The following is a 13,395-nucleotide window of genomic DNA, read 5'->3' on the forward strand; positions in this document are numbered from 1 at the left end:
GTTAAGAAAGACCCAGTTGTTGCGCAGTTGCGTCGATGGCTTTCTTGGCCTTCGACACGATTTCATCGATCTCTGCCCGCGTGACGACGAGCGGCGGCGAGAGCAGCATGCGATCGCCCGTGGCGCGCATGATGAGGTTGCCGTTGAAGCAGAAGTCGCGGCAGAGCGAGCCCACGTCGCCGCCATTCGCAAAACGCTTGCGCGCCTTCGGATCTTCCGCGAGTTGCAGACCCGCTACGAGGCCCGCACCCGAGATGTCACCGATGATCGGATGATTGCCGAAGGTTTCGCGCAGGCGCTGCTGGAAGTACGGGCCCGTGTCGTTCTTCACGCGCGTCACGATGCCTTCGTCGCGCAGCAGCTTGAGGTTCGCAACGGCCACCGCGGCGGCGACGGGATGCCCTGAGTACGTGAGGCCGTGATTGAAGTCGCCGTTCTCGATGAGCGCTTTGGCCACGCGGTCGTGAATGCCCACCGCACCCATCGGCACATAGCCGCTCGTGAGGCCCTTGGCCATCGTGATGAGATCCGGCTCGAAGCCGAAGTGCTGATGCGCGAACCACTCACCGGTGCGGCCAAAGCCGCCGATCACTTCGTCGGCGCAGAGCAGGACGTCGTACTTGCGGCAAATGCGCTGAATTTCCGGCCAGTAGGTTGAGGGCGGGAAGATCACGCCGCCTGCGCCCTGGAACGGCTCGCCGATAAAGGCGGCCACGTTCTCCGCGCCCACTTCGAGAATCTTCGCTTCGAGCTGTTGTGCACGCGCGAGACCGAACTCCTCGGGCGACATGTTGCCTTGCGCTTCGCCATAGAAGTACGGCTGGTCGATATGCACGATGTTCTCGACCTTCGAAGGCATCTGCTCGTGCATGTAGCCCATGCCGCCCAGCGTGCCGCCCGCGATCGTCGAACCGTGATACGCGTTCTTTCGCGAGATGACGACTTTCTTCGAGGGCTTGCCTTGCGTGAGCCAGTACTGATGCACGATGCGCAGCACCGTGTCGTTGCCTTCGGAGCCGCTGTTGCAATAGAAGAAGTGGTTGAACGGCTCGGGCGAAAGCTGTGCGAGCAGCGCCGACAGTTCGATGACCGGCGGGTGCGTGGTCTTGAAGAACGTGTTGTAGAACGGCAGTTCCTGCATTTGCTCGTAGGCGGCGTCGGCGAGTTCCTTGCGGCCATAGCCCACGTTCACGCACCAGAGCCCGGCCATGCCGTCGATGATCTGGTTGCCTTCCGAGTCCCACAGGTACACGCCTTTCGCCTTCACGATCACACGGCTGCCCGCCTTGTTCAGCGAGCCCATGTCCGAAAACGGGTGAATGTGGTGCGCAGCGTCCAGCGCGCGGTATTCGCTCGTCGAGCGCGTCGTGCGTGCGGCCTGGGCGCGCAGCGTCGTCGGCGCTTCCTGCAGCGCGCTGGCGGGGGCGTCGATTCGATAGTTCATTGCTGTGTCTCCTTTCGTTTACACGTGCAGCAGCAGGTGCTTGCGTTCCCACGAACTGATCACGCGGAAATACGCTTCGTATTCGGTTTCTTTCAGGGCGAGGTAGGCGCGCACGAACTTCTCGCCCAGGATGCCCATGAGCGGTTCGCTCGCGCTCATCAACGTGAGGCCTTCTTCCAGATTGCGCGGCAACTGGTAGGGCAGCGAATAGCCGTCGCTCACGAGCGGTTCCGTGGGCTTGAGGTGCTGCGTCATGCCCAGATAGCCGGCCGCGAGCGTCGCGGCGATCGCGAGGTACGGATTGGTGTCCACGCCCGGAATGCGGTTTTCCACCCGGCGTGCGGCCGGCGACGAGTACGGCACGCGAAAGCCCACGGTGCGGTTGTCGTAGCCCCACGCCACGTTGATCGGCGCGGCCATGAAGCGCGAAAGGCGGCGATACGAGTTGATGTACGGCGCGAAAATCGGCATCAGCGCGGGCGTGTACTTCTGCTGACCGGCGATATACGCGTAGAACATGTCGGTCGGTTTACCGTCCGGGCCGGTGAAGAGGTTCTGGCCGCTTTCCGCCGAGACGAGGCTCTGGTGAATGTGCATGGCCGAGCCCGGCTCGTTCTCCATGGGCTTCGCCATGAAGGTGGCGTACATGTGGTGGCGCAGCGCCGCTTCACGCACCGTGCGCTTGAAGAGAAACACGCGGTCGGCGAGGTTCAACGGATCGCCGTGCAGGAAGTTGATCTCCATCTGCGCCGCGCCCACTTCGTGAATGAGCGTATCGACTTCGAGGCCCTGAATATCGCAGTACTCGTAGATATCTTCGAAGAGCGGATCGAACTCGTTCACTGCTTCGATCGAATACGCCTGGCGGCCCGTTTCCGGACGGCCCGTACGGCCGATCGGCGGCGTGAGCGGAATGTCCGGGTCCTTGTTCATGTCGACGAGATAGAACTCGAGCTCCGGCGCAATGACGGGCTTCCAGCCCTTTGCCTCGTAGAGTTCGAGCACGCGGCGCAGCACGCGGCGCGGCGAGATTTCAACGGGCGAGCCGTCGAAGTGCACGCAATCGTGGATCACCTGCGCGGTGGGATCGATGGCCCACGGAATGATGCGGATCGTCGAGGGATCGGGCACGCACACCATGTCGGGATCGGTGACGCCGGTGAGGCTGCCGTCTTCGGGGTAGTCGCCCGTCACGGTCTGGATCATCACGGCTTGCGGCAAGCGCATCGATTCACCCGATTCGAACTTGCTGCGCGGGATGATCTTGCCGCGCGCAATGCCCGCCATGTCGGGGATGATCGCTTCGATTTCGGTGATGTGGTGCTTTTTCAGGAATTCGTCGATTTCATGCATGATCTTTCTCTCTGTTCTGTATGGGCCGGCATCAGGCGTGGGCGGCGCGTGGCGCGTGCGCCACGTCGTGTCCGGCCCCGCCCGGTATTCGGGCCAGCATGTGGTTGCGGCAGGCCTCGCCGAACGCGTGGAAGATGGCGGTGGAGAGCGCGTCGTCGGCGTGTTTCCACTCGGGGTGCCATTGCACGCCAAGCGCGAAACTGTGCGCGTTCGCCGCGCTCACGGCTTCGATGAGCCCGTCGGGTGCGAATGCCTCGGCCACGAGGCCCGCACCCAGCCGCTCGATGCCCTGGCCGTGCAGTGAATTCACGCGTGCTTCGCGTGCGCCACCCGCGAGCCGTTGCAGCAGACCGCCTTCCACGAGCTTCAACGCGTGCGCCGGACCGTATTGCGTGTCGAGCGGATCGTCCTTGTTCTCGCGATGGTCGTCGTAGCGTGCAACGTTATGCACCTGCTGATGCAGCGTGCCGCCGAACACCACGTTCATCTCCTGGAAGCCGCGGCAGATGGCGAGCACCGGCACGCCCGCCTCGATCGCGGCGCGCATGAGCGGCAGCGTGGTGGCGTCGCGAGCGGGGTCGTGCAACGTGCCGGCCTCGCTCGCCGGGCCGCCATAACGATGCGGCTCGACGTTCGAATAGCTGCCCGTGAAAAGCAGTCCGTCCACGGCTTCGAGAATGTCGGACGCAGCCTGCCGCTCGCCAAGGGCGGGCAGCACGAAGGCGAGCGCGCCTGCGCCATCCACCGCTGCGGCGATGTACTTCTCGCCGGCAACGTGTGATGCGTGCGCTCCCATCATCGTGCGGTCGGCGGTGACGCCAACTAATGGTCTGGTTCGCATGACTAATGATTCGCTTGCTTGCCCGTGCGGGACATATGAATGCGACGGGCGTGACATGACCTTGCAGCCTTGCGGGACGCAAAACTACAAACCCTGTGTGCTCCGCGCGAGCGACGCTAACGGATGGCGCTGCGCGTGGAGATCATGTAAGCGGTTCGCTTCTTGCCGTTGTGAGGCGCAACTGTGTTCAGGCGTGCACAGCTACATCGTGCAGGCGCGACGAAACACCTCGCAACCCAACGACGGCGAAGAAAACGAACAGCGCAGGAACGAGAGGCGCTAGGGCAGGAGCGACGCGACTTCATCCGTGTGGACGGCAATGAAGGCGCGTGCGGAGACCGAGTTGTGACGCCGCACAGAGCGGCGGGAAAGGATCGTGAAGACGGACAGGAACAGGCGAGAGGCAAGCCTGCCGCTACTGCCGTCGGCGATGGCGGTGCAGTCACTGCGAAGACACCTCGCATGACTACGATCCCACCTCACCAGAGGGCCACGGACTCTCACAATAACACTCGACTGGTTGCGTTGAAAAAGACGTTTGGTCCAAGCATTCGAGGTCGTCAATTTGAGCGAAGCTTTAAACATTGAGCGACTTCGATGTATTGCTTTCCAAACTCAGTCGACTCGCTATGTTTCTCGCATAAAACGCGTTTTTTGCGTTGCAACGCGGCAGAAACGATGCAGTGTTCGACCTGTGGTTCAGCATATACGAGCCAAAAAGGGCGTCAATTATTTTTTCAAGTTTTTGATGTCAGCACTTTCCCCGAGGGCCTCGAGAAATAGCTTGCTGTGCGAAATATTGGCCCCTGTCCTTATATTTCGAATAACTTACAGGGGTTTGTACTGACGCAAAATAAAGCAAACTGATTAGAATATTCAACACGTCCACCGCGTCACCTGCACGCCCTGCTAACGGTCCTTCATCGTGTCCGAGTCTGCCTCTGTTTCATCCGAAGTCGCCACGCGTCTGCGCTACGTTCGCAAACGTTATGGTTTGTCGCAGCGCGAACTCGCCAAGCGTGCGGGTGTGACCAATGGCGCGATCTCGCTGATCGAGCAAAGTCGCGTCAGCCCGTCCGTCGGTTCGCTCAAGAAGCTGCTCGAATGCATTCCGATGAGCCTTGCCGAATTCTTCACATTTGATCTGAGCGAGGGGACAGAAGTCGTGTCGCGGCGCGGCGAAATGCCGAACCTCGGCAACGAGTCGATCGAGTTCTATCTGGCCGGCGCGAGCATGAAGGACCGCAACATGGGCATCATGCGCGAGGTCTATCAGCCGCTGGCCGACACTGGCCCCGAAATGCTGGTGCATGCGGGGCACGAAGGCGGCGTGGTGGTCGCCGGGCAACTCGAGCTGACCGTGGAAGGCACGACCTGGCTGCTCGACCCCGGAGACAGCTACTACTTCGAAAGCCGCTTCCCGCACCGGTTTCGCAATCCCAGCGCGAACGAAGTCTGCGAAGTGGTGTCGGCCAATTCGCCGCCCACCTTCTGACTCCCTGATCGCGCGAACCCGTTTCACCTGGCGCCGCGGTGCGGCGCGCAAGGTGGATCGCAAATCATTGAGGCATCCTGATGGAAAAGAAAACTCTCGCTTATTGGCAGGACAAGGCCGCGACGCTATCGATCGAAGGCCGTGCATTCATCGACGGCACGTACCGTGACGCGTATTCGGGCCGCACGTTCGACTGTGTGAGCCCGATCGACGGCCGGGTGCTCGCAAGCGTCGCCGATTGCGGCGCAGCCGATGTCGACGCCGCGGTAGGCGCCGCTCGCCGCGCGTTCGACGAAGGTGTATGGGCAGGCCTGAATCCGCGTGCGCGCAAGGCCGTATTGCTGCGCTGGGCTGCGCTCATGCGCGAACATCTCGACGAACTGGCGCTGCTCGAAACGCTCGATGCAGGCAAGCCGATTGGCGACACGACCACCGTAGACGTGCCGGGTGCCGCCTACTGCGTGGAATGGTTCGCTGAAGCCATCGACAAGGTCGGCGGCGAAGTCGTGCCCGCCGATCATCATCTCGTGGGCCTCGTCACGCGCGAACCCATTGGCGTGGTAGCCGCGGTCGTGCCGTGGAATTTCCCGATCCTGATGGCTTCGTGGAAGTTCGGCCCTGCGCTCGCCGCGGGCAATAGCGTCGTCCTCAAGCCTTCGGAGAAGTCGCCGCTCACGGCCATTCGCGTGGCGCAGCTTGCGCACGAGGCGGGCATTCCTGCGGGCGTGTTCAACGTGCTGCCGGGCGGCGGGGAGCCTGGGAAGCTGCTTGGCCTGCATCGCGACGTGGACTGCATTGCGTTCACCGGATCGACGAACGTGGGCAAGCAGATCATGCAGTACGCAGGGCAGTCGAACCTCAAGCGCGTGTGGCTCGAACTGGGCGGCAAGTCGCCCAATATCGTGCTGCACGATTGCCCGGATCTCGACCGTGCGGCAAACGCAGCGGCAGGCGCCATCTTCTACAACATGGGCGAGATGTGCACGGCGGGCTCGCGCCTGCTCGTTCATCACGAAATCAAGGACGTGTTCCTCGCGAAACTTGTCGAGGCCGCGAAAGCATACAAGCCTGGCAATCCTCTCGATCCGCAAGTGTCGATGGGCGCGATCATCGACAAGATTCAGCTGGATCGGGTGCTGAGCTATATCGAAGCCGGCCGCAAGGATTCGAAGCTGCTGACAGGCGGTGAACGCGTGAATGCGGAGGGCGGCGGCTTCTACGTGCAGCCCACGGTGTTCGACACGCACCACGACACGAAGATCGCGCGCGAGGAAATTTTCGGACCGGTGCTCTCGGTCATCACGTTCAGCACGATCGACGAGGCGGTGCGTATTGCCAACGACAGCGACTACGGGCTCGCGGCGGCCGTGTGGACCGCGAACCTCACGCACGCGCATGAAATTTCGCGCCGCCTGCGTGCCGGCACCGTGTGGGTGAACTGCTACGACGAAGGCGGCGACATGAACTTCCCGTTCGGCGGCTTCAAGGAGTCGGGCAACGGCCGCGACAAGTCATTGCACGCGCTCGAAAAGTACACGGAACTCAAGTCCACGCTCGTGCGGCTGCGCTAACGCTCGTTACCGCTCCACCAGCGCGCCGAGATTGGCGCGCACTCTCTGCAGCATCGCACTGAACTGCTCAGCTTCTTCAGGCGTGAAGCCCGCCAGGGCTTCCGCCTGCACCTCGTCGCCCACGCGGCGTGCGCCCGTGAGCACGCCTTCCGCCTTGGGCGTGAGGCTCACCAGCAATTCGCGGCGGTCGTCCGGGTTGGGCGTGCGCTCGACCCAGCCGCCTTCTTCCATGCGCTCCAGCAGCCGCCCCGCGGATATGGGCGCCACTTCCAGCAGCTCGGCAAGACGTGCCTGGTTCATGTCGCCGTAGTGCGCCAGGTACGCGATCATGCGGCACTGCGCGCGCGTGAGTTCGAGCGATGACTTCGCAAGCTCGTCGTAACGTTTGCCGTAGAGCCGGCCCACGTCGACGACCAGGAAGCCAAAGCGCCTTTCGAGGTCGGTAGTCATCGCGCGATTATACGGGCGTGTGGCTTGCGCCTTCGCGCGAGCGTCCTCCGGCTGTCGATACCGATTGCGTCCACAGGTGCGAGTCGTATAATAAGCAGGCTTATTAATTCGATGCGCTCCGCCCCCAATCTAAGACAGCCGCAAGACAACCGCACGATGACCGCAGTCATGCAGGACGGTTCCGCCGCGCAGCATCGGGCGGAGCCGCGCAAGGAAGCCCCGCTCAATCGCGGCATGATCACGCTCTCGATCATGCTAGCCACGCTCATGCAGACGCTGGACAGCACGATCGCCAATGTCGCGCTGCCGCATATGCAGGGCACACTGTCCGCCTCGCAGGACGAGATCACCTGGGTGCTCACGTCGTACATCGTCGCGGCGGCCATTGCCACGCCGCTCACGGGGTGGCTCGCCGATCGCTTCGGCGTAAAGCGCCTGTTAGGCGTGGCGATTGCGGGTTTCACCGTGGCCTCGGCGCTATGCGGGCTGTCCGAAACGCTCGGGGAGATCGTTGCTTCGCGGCTCTTGCAGGGCGTGTTCGGCGCGTCGCTCGTGCCGCTCTCGCAGTCCATTCTTCTCGACATCAACCCGCGTGAGCGCCAGGGCCAGGCGATGGCGGTCTGGGGCATGGGCGTGATGGTCGGCCCGGTGCTCGGGCCCACGCTGGGCGGCTGGCTAACCGATAGCTACAACTGGCGCTGGGTGTTCTTCATCAACGTGCCTGTGGGGCTGTTCGCGTTCTTTGGCGTCTCGACCTTCATGCCCGCGCGTGCGCCGGGCCGCACGCAGCGCTTCGACGTGTTCGGCTTCGCCACGCTCGCGCTCGCCATCGGCGCGCTGCAGGCCTTGCTCGACCGCGGCGAGCAGCTCGACTGGTTCGGTTCGCTGGAAATACGCATCGAAGCACTGGTGGCGGCGATTGCCTTCGCGTTCTTCATCGTGCATACGGCAACGTCAGGGCCCGGCACGTTCTTTCGCTACCAGCTGCTCAAGGACCGCAACTTCGCGACGGGCACGCTCTTCATTTTCGTGATTGGCGCGGTGCTCTACGCCACGCGCGCACTGCTGCCGCCCATGCTGCAGAACCTCATGGGCTATCCGGTCGCCACCACGGGGCTCGTTACCGCGCCAAGCGGCGCGGGCACGATGGTTGCCATGCTGATAGCGGGGCGCATGCTGAAGCGCGTGGACGCGCGCGTCATGCTGCTGTTTGGCTTCGTGGTGTCCGCTTATGCGCTATGGCAGATGATGCAGTACACGCTCGTGCTGTCGCCCTCGGATATCGTGTGGCCCGGCGTGGTGCAGGGGTTTGGCCTCGGCTTCGTATTCGTGCCGCTTTCCGCGCTGACTTTCTCGACGCTTACGCCGCAACTGCGCGCGGACGGCACGGCCACGTATAGCCTCATGCGCAATATCGGCAGCAGTATCGGCATTTCGATCGTGCAGACCTTTGTCACGCGTAGCACCCAGATCGCGCATTCGGACCTCGCCGCGAACATCACGCCGTTCAATCCGGCGGTTCAACAGATGCTCGAAAGCGGTTCGCGGTACGATCTCGCCGTGCTCAACCAGTCGATCACGCAGCAGGCCCAGATGATCGCGTACCTCAACGACTTCAAGATGATGTTCGTGGCCACGCTGCTCGTCATTCCACTGCTCTTTCTGATCCGCACCGGCCCGAGCGCCGCCACCGTCGATACGAGTCACGCGGCGATGGACTAGCGCAACCGTTTGTCTTTCGTTTCACCCTGGCGCGCGGCACGTCCGCGCGCTTTGCATTCACGAATCCCGATGCTTTCTGCCGTTTCCATTCTCCTGCCCGTTTTCGGCCTCATATTCGCGGGTTTCGCCTGCCGTCGCACGAATGTACTCGGCCCCGCCGCGGCATCCGAGTTGAACCGCTTCGTCGTGTGGCTCGCGCTGCCCGCGCTGCTCTTCGATATCCTTGCGCACGCAACGTGGCACGAGCTGTATCAGCCCGCATTCGTTGCGGCGTTCGGTCTTGCCGGGCTCGCGGTGTTCGCGGCCGTCGTGGGCGTGCGCGTGTTCCTCGGCCGACCGCTCGCGGATGCGAGCATCGATGGGCTCGCCGCCGCGTATCCGAATACCGGCTACGTGGGCTTCCCGCTGTGCATGATCGCATTCGGGCGGTCGAGCCTCACGCCCACGACCATCGCGACGATCCTCGTGGTCTGCGTGTTGTTCGCCATCGCGATCGTGCTGATCGAAACGGGCCTGCAAAGCGAGCGGCGTCCGCACCGGCTCGCCATCAAGGTCGTGCGCTCGCTGCTGCGCAATCCGCTGCTGGTCGCGCCGGCGCTGGGGGCGGTGGTTTCCGCCGCGCACGTCACGCTGCCTGCGAGCGCGGAAACGTTCCTCAAGCTGCTGGGCGGCGCGGCGAGTCCGTGCGCGCTCGTGAGCCTCGGGCTCTTTCTGGCGGAGCGCCGTGCGAGTGGCGACGCGCCGCGCGAGTCGTCGTGGTGGCTCACGCTCTCCAAGCTGGTCGCGCAGCCGCTTATCACCTGGTGGCTGGCAGAGCGCGTATTCGGGCTGTCCGACCAGCTCGTGGAAATCGCGGTGCTGCTGGCGGCGCTGCCCACGGGTACCGGCCCGTTCATGCTCGCCGAGTACTACCGCCGCGAGGCGCACGTGACTTCGCGCACCATTTTGCATTCCACGCTGGGCTCGCTCGTTACGCTCACGCTGATCCTGCTGCATCTGCACCACGGCTGACAGCCGCCGCGGCACGATGCTTGCTGGCATGTAAGCCACAACCATCGATCAGGAGAACCGACGATGAACTGGCTACGTCGCTTGAGCGCCGCGCGCGCGTCACTCGTCATTACCGTCGTGTTCACTGCGGCTGGCATGGGAGCCTGCACGCTGGGCGGCGCCGCCGCGGGCGGTTATGTCGGCAACCGGGCCACCAACGGCAGCGCGGTCGGTACCGTAGGCGGCGCCGTGGCCGGCGGCGTGATCGGACATGAACTGAGCAAGTAGGCGAAGTCTCGCGCATCTCGAGATGTTGCGCCCCCACGCGCGTGCGAGGGGGCGCCGCGCGTCTGTCTGCAGCGAGACAGGTGATTCAATTAATCGATCGAAATTCCACGCAATTCAACTTGCGAAAAATGCAAACGGGAGTTTTTCGCCTAGCCGATGAAATAAGAACTTGAGTTCTCTGAATGAAGATGAATTGAAATTTTCAGTCGTTCTGAATTAACCCAATCCTGTTGTGAAATGGCCGTGCTTGGCCAATATCAAGCACAACAAATTGCTGGGCTCCGCCGATCTGGCTGGTGACCGGAGGGCCTGCACCGGGCATGACACGGGCGTGGGACGCGCCTGCGGTGCGCAGCGCCATGACGCCTTCTGTCGAAGAACGGGTGTGCTTCTTTGACGATCCTTAATCGTCATCAAACCGCATTTTTCTTTGCGAATTTAAAATATTTTGCTGATTAATGTTTTCGCGCGCACTGACAGATTTCTGTTTAATCAGGTGACTATTTGCCAAATAGATTTGGCTAGCCTATGTGCGTCCCGTTTCAACACGTCACTTCGACGCCAGCTCACAAAGGATACTCATGCAAGACGTAAGATCCAAGGCTTTCGCAATGCCGATCACCAACCCGGCGTATCCGATAGGCCCTTACAAGTTTGTGGACCGGGAGTTCCTGATCATCACCTATCGCACCGACCTCGAAAGTCTGCGCAAGGTCGTGCCCGAGCCGCTCGAGGTCACCAACCCGATCGTTAGCTACGAATTCATCCGCATGCCCGACTCGACCGGTTTTGGCAACTACACGGAAAGTGGCCAGGTTATCCCCGTCACGTATCAGGGCCAGCCGGGCACCTATACGCATGCGATGTACCTCGACGACCATCCGCCCATTGCCGGTGGCCGGGAGCTTTGGGGTTTTCCGAAGAAGCTCGCTTCGCCCACGCTTGCGGTTCACTCCGACACGCTGGTCGGCACGCTCGACTACGGTCCCGTTCGTGTCGCCACTGGCACGATGGGCTACAAGCACCGCGAACTCGACCTGGCCGACCAAGCAAAGCGCCTTGGCGCGGCCAACTATCTGCTCAAGATCGTGCCGCACGTGGACGGCTCGCCGCGCGTATGCGAACTCGTGCGCTACTACTTGAAGGACATCAAGCTCAAAGGCGCATGGACAGGGCCTGCCGCGCTCCATCTCACGCCACACGCGCTTGCACCCGTCGCGGAATTGCCCGTACTCGAAATCATCGAAGCCCGTCATCTGGTCGCGGACTTGACCCTGGGCCTCGGTGAAGTCGTGTACGACTATCTCGCGAAGTAATTCACAGTCCGATTACTTCACCGCGCCAAGTGCGAGCCCCTTCACCATGTAGCGCTGCAGCCAGGCGAACACGACCGAAACCGGCAGCGTGGCCGCGAGCGTCGCCGCCATGACGAGCTGCCATTCCACGGTGTACTTGCCGGCCACCATGTCGGTGACCTGCACCGTGAGTGTCTTGTTTTCGGGCGAGCGGATCAGCGTGTAGACCACGGCGAATTCGTTCCACGCGCTGATGAATGTGAAGATCGCCGTGACCACCACGGCCGGCACCGCGAGCGGCAGGAACACGCGGAACACGGCGCCGGTACGGCTGCAGCCTTCGAGCCATGCCGATTCCTCCAGATCGCGCGGTACGGTCTGGAAGTACGACGAGAGCATCCACACGGCAAACGCAATGTTGAAAGCGGCGTACGAGACGATCACGCCGATCTTCGAGTCGACGAGATTGCCGTCGCCATACGGAATCATCGCGGCGAGCCGGAACAGGCCGACCACGAGCAGGATGGGCGAGAGCATCTGCGTGACGAGCAGGAACTGGCGATAAAGGCCGCGCCCGCGGAACGGGAAGCGCGCGAGCGCGTAGGCGGCCGGCAGACTCACGGCGAGCGCGAGCGCCGTGGAAAGGCAACTCACCACAATGCTGTTGCGCAGCGCGACACCGAAGTTCGCGGCCTGCCACATGTCGACGTAGTTTTGCCAGCGCCACTGCATGGGCAGCCAGCGCGCCGGATAGACGAACACTTCCGAAGCCGGCTTGAACGAGGTGAAGAACATCACCGCGAACGGGAACAGTACGGCCACGACGAGCGGCGAGAGCGCGAGCCAGCACCAGATCGAACGTTTGAGCTTGCGGTTCATGCGAGGTCTCCTTCGGCGCCGCCGCGTTTGGCCTGCAGGCGCAGGTAGACCACCGAGAACGCGAACAGGATTACGAGCATGATGAGCGAGACGGCAGCGGCTTCGCCTGGTCGTCCTAACCGGAAGCCGAGTTCGTAAAGGTACGTGACGAGAATGTGCGTGCTGTCGTCGGGGCCGCCTTGCGTCATGACCCAGATGATCGGGAACGAGTTGAACACGTAGATCACGTTCAGCAGGATCGCCATGTTGATGAACGGCTTGAGCAGCGGCAGCGTGAGCTGGCGGAACTGCTGCCAGGCACTCGCGCCGTCGATGCGCGCGGCTTCGTAAATATCGCCCGGCACCGAGGAAAGGCCGCCCAGCAGGATCGTGGTCGTGAACGGTATCGACACGAGTATGCCCACGCAGATTTCAACCGGGAACGCATATTCCGGCGTCGCAAGCCAGTGGATCGGCCCGGAAACGAGCCCGAGCCGCTGCAGCGTGACGTTGACCATGCCGTAGTCGTCGTTGAACGCCCAGCGCCAGACCACGGCCGTCATCGTGAGCGAGACGGACCACGGCAGCATGACGATCGTGCGCGCAATGCCGCGGCCGTAGAAGTCCTGGTTGAGCACAAGCGCGACCGGCACGGAAATCCCCACCGTGCCCACCACGACGAAGAATGTCCAGATCAGCGTGTTCCTGAGGGCGCTCATGAACACCGGATCGCCGAACACGTTATAGAAGTTCTGCAGGCCGCTGAAGCCGCGGATCTGTCCGAAGCGCGATACATCGTGCAGCGACTGATACACGATGTTGAAGATCGGATAGCTGATGATGAAGAGCGCGAGCACGAGACTCGGCACGATCAGGAGCCAGGGGGCGCGGGGCGCGGAAACGGCGCGGGGTAGTCGGCTCATGCGATTTCGTGCGCGTGATCGGTCGGGGGCATCGCCGGCCGCTGCGGTGGCGGGCGAGGGCTTCAGGGGACCCGTAGTCATGTCGAATCGTCAGTGCTTCGAAACGTCGGTTCTCAGGCGTTGCGGCGCGCGCCGGGACTTCGGGCGCGCGCCGGTTTTGCCGTT

At 62.6% G+C, this 13,395-nt stretch carries 13 protein-coding genes; 6 read left to right on the forward strand and 7 right to left on the reverse strand.

The window, feature by feature from the left end:
* Position 1 precedes the first annotated feature (1 nt).
* The 4 genes from U5A52_RS04345 to U5A52_RS04360 all read right to left on the reverse strand — a co-directional run bounded on the left by U5A52_RS04345 (position 2) and on the right by U5A52_RS04360 (position 4,142).
* Entirely contained in the window at positions 2 to 1,444 is a 1,443-nt protein-coding gene (locus U5A52_RS04345) for an aspartate aminotransferase family protein (RefSeq protein WP_321934045.1), read from the reverse strand.
* An 18-nt stretch (positions 1,445 to 1,462) separates the two neighbouring features.
* On the reverse strand, positions 1,463 to 2,797 hold the full coding sequence (locus U5A52_RS04350; protein WP_321911641.1) for a glutamine synthetase family protein: 1,335 nt from the start codon (positions 2,795 to 2,797) through the stop codon (positions 1,463 to 1,465).
* A gap of 31 nt (positions 2,798 to 2,828) precedes the next feature.
* The gene (locus U5A52_RS04355; RefSeq protein WP_321911640.1) at positions 2,829 to 3,638 is read right to left on the reverse strand and encodes a gamma-glutamyl-gamma-aminobutyrate hydrolase family protein; all 810 of its coding nucleotides are present in this window, start codon (positions 3,636 to 3,638) and stop codon (positions 2,829 to 2,831) included.
* Positions 3,639 to 3,917: 279 nt separating this feature from the next.
* Positions 3,918 to 4,142: a hypothetical protein gene (locus U5A52_RS04360; RefSeq protein ID WP_236596917.1), complete on the reverse strand. Its 225-nt coding sequence runs from the start codon at positions 4,140 to 4,142 to the stop codon at positions 3,918 to 3,920.
* Positions 4,143 to 4,563: 421 nt separating this feature from the next.
* On the opposite strand from U5A52_RS04360, the gene U5A52_RS04365 reads away from it, so the two are divergent.
* Positions 4,564 to 5,133 (forward strand): cupin domain-containing protein, encoded by a 570-nt coding sequence (locus U5A52_RS04365; protein WP_321911638.1) that lies wholly within the window; start codon positions 4,564 to 4,566, stop codon positions 5,131 to 5,133.
* 80 nt (positions 5,134 to 5,213) lie between these two features.
* Positions 5,214 to 6,704, forward strand: a complete 1,491-nt coding sequence (locus U5A52_RS04370) for an aldehyde dehydrogenase (protein WP_321911637.1) — start codon at positions 5,214 to 5,216, stop codon at positions 6,702 to 6,704.
* 6 nt (positions 6,705 to 6,710) lie between these two features.
* Here U5A52_RS04370 and U5A52_RS04375 read toward each other — a convergent pair whose 3' ends face one another.
* A complete protein-coding gene (locus tag U5A52_RS04375) occupies positions 6,711 to 7,154 on the reverse strand; it encodes a MarR family transcriptional regulator (RefSeq protein WP_321911636.1) in 444 nt (147 codons plus the stop codon).
* A 234-nt stretch (positions 7,155 to 7,388) separates the two neighbouring features.
* Here U5A52_RS04375 and U5A52_RS04380 point away from each other — a divergent pair, with 234 nt between their 5' ends.
* The 4 genes from U5A52_RS04380 (at position 7,389) to U5A52_RS04395 (ending at position 11,470) form a co-directional block, all read left to right on the forward strand.
* Complete coding sequence (locus U5A52_RS04380) at positions 7,389 to 8,876, forward strand: DHA2 family efflux MFS transporter permease subunit (protein ID WP_321934177.1); 1,488 nt, start codon at positions 7,389 to 7,391, stop codon at positions 8,874 to 8,876.
* Between the two features lie 69 nt (positions 8,877 to 8,945).
* Positions 8,946 to 9,887 carry an AEC family transporter gene (locus U5A52_RS04385; protein WP_321911634.1) on the forward strand — a complete coding sequence of 314 codons (942 nt, stop codon included), beginning with the start codon at positions 8,946 to 8,948 and terminating at the stop codon, positions 9,885 to 9,887.
* A 63-nt stretch (positions 9,888 to 9,950) separates the two neighbouring features.
* Positions 9,951 to 10,154 carry a glycine zipper 2TM domain-containing protein gene (locus U5A52_RS04390; RefSeq protein ID WP_321911632.1) on the forward strand — a complete coding sequence of 68 codons (204 nt, stop codon included), beginning with the start codon at positions 9,951 to 9,953 and terminating at the stop codon, positions 10,152 to 10,154.
* Between the two features lie 581 nt (positions 10,155 to 10,735).
* A complete protein-coding gene (locus U5A52_RS04395) occupies positions 10,736 to 11,470 on the forward strand; it encodes an acetoacetate decarboxylase (protein WP_415773485.1) in 735 nt (244 codons plus the stop codon).
* 12 nt (positions 11,471 to 11,482) lie between these two features.
* On the opposite strand, the gene U5A52_RS04400 is transcribed toward U5A52_RS04395, so the two are convergent.
* Together U5A52_RS04400 and U5A52_RS04405 are read right to left on the reverse strand one after the other, a co-directional pair.
* Complete coding sequence (locus U5A52_RS04400; RefSeq protein ID WP_091995905.1) at positions 11,483 to 12,328, reverse strand: carbohydrate ABC transporter permease; 846 nt, start codon at positions 12,326 to 12,328, stop codon at positions 11,483 to 11,485.
* Positions 12,325 to 13,230, reverse strand: a complete 906-nt coding sequence (locus tag U5A52_RS04405; RefSeq protein ID WP_321934046.1) for a sugar ABC transporter permease — start codon at positions 13,228 to 13,230, stop codon at positions 12,325 to 12,327. The genes U5A52_RS04400 and U5A52_RS04405 overlap by 4 nt, the downstream gene beginning before the upstream one ends.
* Positions 13,231 to 13,395 lie beyond the last annotated feature (165 nt).

The sequence above is a fragment of the Paraburkholderia sp. J8-2 genome, from assembly GCF_905220195.1.
Taxonomy (GTDB): Bacteria; Pseudomonadota; Gammaproteobacteria; order Burkholderiales; family Burkholderiaceae; genus Paraburkholderia.